The 4,166-nt window shown below is 60.5% G+C and carries 7 protein-coding genes; 5 read left to right on the forward strand and 2 right to left on the reverse strand.

Going from position 1 to position 4,166, the window contains the following annotated elements:
• On the forward strand, positions 1 to 299 hold a 299-nt coding region (locus ACOYIE_RS09735; protein WP_433412724.1), incomplete at its 5' end, for a sigma-70 family RNA polymerase sigma factor.
• 70 nt (positions 300 to 369) lie between these two features.
• Positions 370 to 732 (forward strand): hypothetical protein, encoded by a 363-nt coding sequence (locus ACOYIE_RS09740; RefSeq protein ID WP_433412726.1) that lies wholly within the window; start codon positions 370 to 372, stop codon positions 730 to 732.
• 85 nt (positions 733 to 817) lie between these two features.
• On the opposite strand, the gene ACOYIE_RS09745 is transcribed toward ACOYIE_RS09740, so the two are convergent.
• A complete protein-coding gene (locus ACOYIE_RS09745) occupies positions 818 to 2,119 on the reverse strand; it encodes an S-layer homology domain-containing protein (protein ID WP_433412727.1) in 1,302 nt (433 codons plus the stop codon).
• On the reverse strand, positions 2,116 to 2,358 hold the full coding sequence (locus ACOYIE_RS09750; RefSeq protein ID WP_433412729.1) for a hypothetical protein: 243 nt from the start codon (positions 2,356 to 2,358) through the stop codon (positions 2,116 to 2,118). The genes ACOYIE_RS09745 and ACOYIE_RS09750 overlap by 4 nt, the downstream gene beginning before the upstream one ends.
• A 319-nt stretch (positions 2,359 to 2,677) precedes the next feature.
• Between ACOYIE_RS09750 and ACOYIE_RS09755 the strand changes: the two genes are divergently transcribed.
• From ACOYIE_RS09755 to ACOYIE_RS09765, 3 genes are all read left to right on the forward strand, one after another.
• A complete protein-coding gene (locus ACOYIE_RS09755) occupies positions 2,678 to 3,157 on the forward strand; it encodes an RNA polymerase sigma factor (RefSeq protein WP_433412731.1) in 480 nt (159 codons plus the stop codon).
• Positions 3,154 to 3,735 (forward strand): hypothetical protein, encoded by a 582-nt coding sequence (locus ACOYIE_RS09760; RefSeq protein ID WP_433412733.1) that lies wholly within the window; start codon positions 3,154 to 3,156, stop codon positions 3,733 to 3,735. The genes ACOYIE_RS09755 and ACOYIE_RS09760 overlap by 4 nt, the downstream gene beginning before the upstream one ends.
• A gap of 96 nt (positions 3,736 to 3,831) precedes the next feature.
• The coding region (locus ACOYIE_RS09765; protein ID WP_433412735.1) for an alcohol dehydrogenase catalytic domain-containing protein at positions 3,832 to 4,166 on the forward strand (335 nt) is incomplete at its 3' end.

Raw genomic sequence — 4,166 nt, forward strand, 5'->3', positions numbered from 1 at the left:
TAACGGTAAACGAATGCAAGCGCTATCTGATATCCCCCTGGCGGCGGTATACCGCGCCGATCGAGGACTACGCCGAAACGCTCGGCTTTGAAACGCCCGAGCAGTCCGCCCTGTTTCTGGCCGTGATGGAGCTGCCGCAGAAGTACCGCGTTCCCATCCACCTGTATTATTATGAGGATTACTCGGTGCGCGAGATCGCCGGCATCCTCGGGATACGGGAAAGCGCCGTGCAGACCCGCCTGCTGCGGGCCAGACGCAAACTCAAAGACAAGCTGGAGGGCGAAAACGATGCTGAATAAAGAACAATATCAAGCAGCCTTTGCACATCTGCACGCCTCCGGCGCGCCAATCAGGCAGGAGGCCAAACCCATGAAAAAAGGACGTATCCGCAAAAGCGCGGCCATCGCCGCCGCAGTCGCCGCACTCAGCATAACCGCCGCAGGGGCAGCCAACGCCGCCACGGACGGCGCATTGCTGGAAAGCATCTGCGTTGCTTTCCGCTGCGAGGTGCGGGATACGCAGACCAATCCGGACGGCTCGACCACCTATTCGGTCAAGGGCGAGGACGGCAGCGATATTGCCGTTACCATCACCGGTGAACCGGACGCGCCGCGTGGCGTGCAGGTAGACGGAGACGGCGCGGCAGACAGCCCGTCGTTTGACGTGCAGGTGGGCGAGGACGGCTCGGTTACCGCAACGGAAAAGGACGCGGACATCGCAGCCGCTCCATAAAGGGACAAAAACCCACCCCGTTTGAAACGGGGTGGGTTTTTTCAATCATGCCGCGGTGCTGCAAAGCGCCCTTGCGAACGCTGCGTTACGCCAGATCGCGGTACAGGAAAGTCACAATCTGTCCGCGGGTGCAGGTTTTATCGGGGGAAAAGGTGGTGGCGCTTGTGCCGTCGGTAATGCCCTGCCGGACAGCCCACGCAACCGCCTGCGCGTACGCCGCGCCCGCATCCACATCGGCAAACGGGGCGGCGGCGGCGCGGGGCTTGCCTGCCAGCTTCCACAAATAGGTCACCGTAGCGGCGCGGGTAGCCGGCGTATCGGCACGAAAGGCGTCTGTCAGCCCTTTTTCCAGCGCCCAGTTGGCCGCATCGGTGTAATACTTGCCAGAAGGTACGGCGGCGCTATGGCCGGCGGGCGCAGGGGAGCCTTTGGCGCGCCACAGGAAAGTTAAAATCTGCGCCGTGGTGCAGGTGTTGTTGGGGGAAAACGTGGTGGCCGTGGTTCCTTCGGCAACGCCCCTGTCCACTGCCCACTTCACCGCATCGGCATAATAAGCGGTTGCTTTTACGTCTGTAAAGCCATGCACGGCGGCAGTCTGTTCGCCCAGACGGACATAAACAGGGGTGCCGTCACTATCCGCTGCCTCCAGCTTATAAATCTCGTTTCCGCGGCGAAACGTTTTGCCTGCAGGACCGTTCAGAATGCTTGCAGCAATTTGTCCCGTCATAAAGCAATCGTTCCCCTCCACAAAGCCGCCCTGCGCAAAAACGCCCAGTTCTTCGGAGCCGGAGTGCCAGTCCAAAGCAATGGTGGTTCCGCCCGTTGCGCGAATGGTACTGCCCGGGCGAACGGAAACAACTGTGGCGTAGACCGGTTTCGGCTCTCCGCCTTCTGCAGAATCGTCGCCCACCAGCAGGGTTTTCTTTTCAACGGAAGATGTTTCAAAGGTAAGGGTATAGGCAGAGCCGTCATACTCATAGCCCTTCACCGTGTAGGTATTGTTTCCGGCCGAACCGCTCTCTCCCTGTGCGGCGCGTCTGTTCAAATCGCCGCTCACATCGCCTTGTTTTTCAGCAAACCATTGCGTGCCCTGCCCATAAAACCAGTTTTCCGTCTCCCAGTTCATGGCCAGTTCCTCACACGGGGAGATAATCCCGGCGCTGTCCCCGGGGTCTGCCGCGCCGGAATGTTCCTCCGTTGTGCCGTCCATATAAAAGAACCTGTACGATTCATGGTTTTCTCTGGGATAAAAACGGGTTTCAAACAGGCGGGCCTGTCCGGACCGGCGGGCAATTCCCATATCGAAAGCAGTCGATCCGGTTGCCGCCTCCAGCGTATGCACAGCCGTTTTATGCGCCGTATTGGTCCGGAGCGTCCAAATGTTCACGTCCAGGCGGCGTCATAGGTAAGCGCCGTATTCCGATGATAGACGGCAATCAGTTCCGGTTTCCCGTCCCCGTTCAAATCTTCCAATCCGCTGTACTGGGCGTCCCCTGCGCTGGCCAGCGCCTTCAGATATGCCGCCGCTTCCGCAGGCGTCAGGTCCTTTGTTCCGGCCGCCGCGGCCGAAACCGTTCCCCCCATGCACAGGGACAATGCCAAAAACAAACTTACAAGTCTTTTCATTTTCAGCTTTCCTTCCTTTTTGTTTTATCACGCCGCTCCCCCTTTTCACTCCTTTCCGGCTTATTACCCGCGGCACGGTAAAATCAACCGGTGCAGTCCGCATATTGAAATCTCCATAATCTCCATTTTACCGGATATCGGTCAGAATAACAAGGCGCTTTTCGGCAGGATTTTTCTCCGTTCTCTTTTTTCTGATGCGGCAGGCAAACCCCGCAAAATCGTTTTCTTTCGGTCTTTCCTTTTTTCTGTGCCCGCGCTACAATATTTTTGTCACAAACCGGCTCCTTCGGTTGTGTTCAGGGTGAAAGGAGGATGGAACATGTACAACTGGAACGGCGAAGCGGACGCAGAGCGGTTTGTCCGCACCTATGCCGACCTGATTTTGCGGCTGTGCCTGTCGCACGGACTGAACCGCGCCGATGCGCAGGATATCTGCCAGGACCTGTTCCTCAAGCTGCTCACCCAGCGCCGCGCCTTCCGCAGCGCAGAGCACGAAAAGGCGTTTGTCATCCGCGCCGCGGGCAACGCCTGCAAAAACCTGCTGCGCGCGCCGCACCGCAGCCGCGCCGTACCGCTGGACGAAGCGCTTTCTGCCGCCGCAGGCGGCAAAAGCCCCGTGCTGGACGCCGTGCGCGCGCTGCCGGAACGGTACCGCGCGGCGGCTGAACTTACCTGGATAGAGGGATATTCGCCAGACGAGGCCGCCCGTCTGCTCGGCATTTCGCCCGCCGCGCTGCGCAAACGAATCGAGCGCGCCAGAAAGCAGCTCAAAACCGAACTGAAAGGAGTCTTAATATGAACGAAACCGCATTCCGCCCGCAATTTTCCGAGGCAGAAAAACAAATGCTGACGCGCCGTCTGCAAACGGCAGCGCGCACCGTGCGCCGGCCTGTGCGCGCGGGCGTCCGGCGGCTGGTCTGCGCCGCAGCTGCGGCCGCGCTGCTGGTAATCGGCGCAGACGCGCTTCCCGGCGCATTCACCGGACTGAAACTGCACATCGGCGGCCAGCAAATAGCAGCCAGCGCCGTCCTCACCCTGCACACGGACGGCAGCGCCACCGTTACCGTTTGCTCGCCCGGGGCGGACGACACGCACATCACCGACTATAGCGGCGCGCTCTCCGCCGCCATCCTGACCGGCGACCAGCAAGCTGCCGCCGCTGCCGCGGCGCCCATTGTGCAGGACCGCGACCCCGCGGCAGAACCGTACACCGTTTATGCCGAAAACGACCGGCTGCTGCTGCATATCAACGGCTACATTCCCATCGACGTGACCGAGCAGCTCGCTTCCGGGGTTTCCTTCACCTATACCGGCGCGGACGGCAGCCGGCAGCGCGCCACGCTTTCCGGCACCGTGGAAAACTACACCGTGCAGTAACCCCTGTCCCTGCCGGCAGGCGGCCGCTTCCGCTCCGGAATTGACTTTGCTTCTTCCCTACATTATAATGAAAGAAACCGGAAGGAGCAGTGAACTATGCTTGCATATACCTATGTGGAGCCCGGCCGTTTTGCCCTGTGCAGCAAACCGGTACCGACCCTGTGCGACCCGCGCGACGCCATTGTGCGCGTGACGATGGCCAGCATCTGCACCAGCGATCTGCATATCAAGCACGGCTCGGTGCCGCGCGCCGTGCCCGGCGTGACCGTTGGACACGAAATGGTTGGCGTGGTTGAGCAGGTGGGCGAAGCCGTCACCACCGTGCAGCCGGGGGACAGGGTCACCGTCAACGTGGAGACCTTCTGCGGCCGCTGCTTTTTCTGCCGGAACGGCTATGTCAACAACTGCACCGACCCCAACGGCGGCTGGGC

It is taken from the genome of Agathobaculum sp., from assembly GCF_050946325.1.
Classification (GTDB): domain Bacteria; phylum Bacillota; class Clostridia; order Oscillospirales; family Butyricicoccaceae; genus Agathobaculum.

What these genes read in the sequence shown, in the direction of transcription:
- ACOYIE_RS09740 (WP_433412726.1), top strand. Translation starts at nt 370, where the DNA reads ATGAAAAAAGGACGTATCCGCAAAAGCGCGGCCATCGCCGCCGCAGTC.
- ACOYIE_RS09750 (WP_433412729.1), bottom strand. Translation starts at nt 2,358, where the DNA reads ATGAAAAGACTTGTAAGTTTGTTTTTGGCATTGTCCCTGTGCATGGGG.
- ACOYIE_RS09755 (WP_433412731.1), top strand. Translation starts at nt 2,678, where the DNA reads ATGTACAACTGGAACGGCGAAGCGGACGCAGAGCGGTTTGTCCGCACC.
- ACOYIE_RS09760 (WP_433412733.1), top strand. Translation starts at nt 3,154, where the DNA reads ATGAACGAAACCGCATTCCGCCCGCAATTTTCCGAGGCAGAAAAACAA.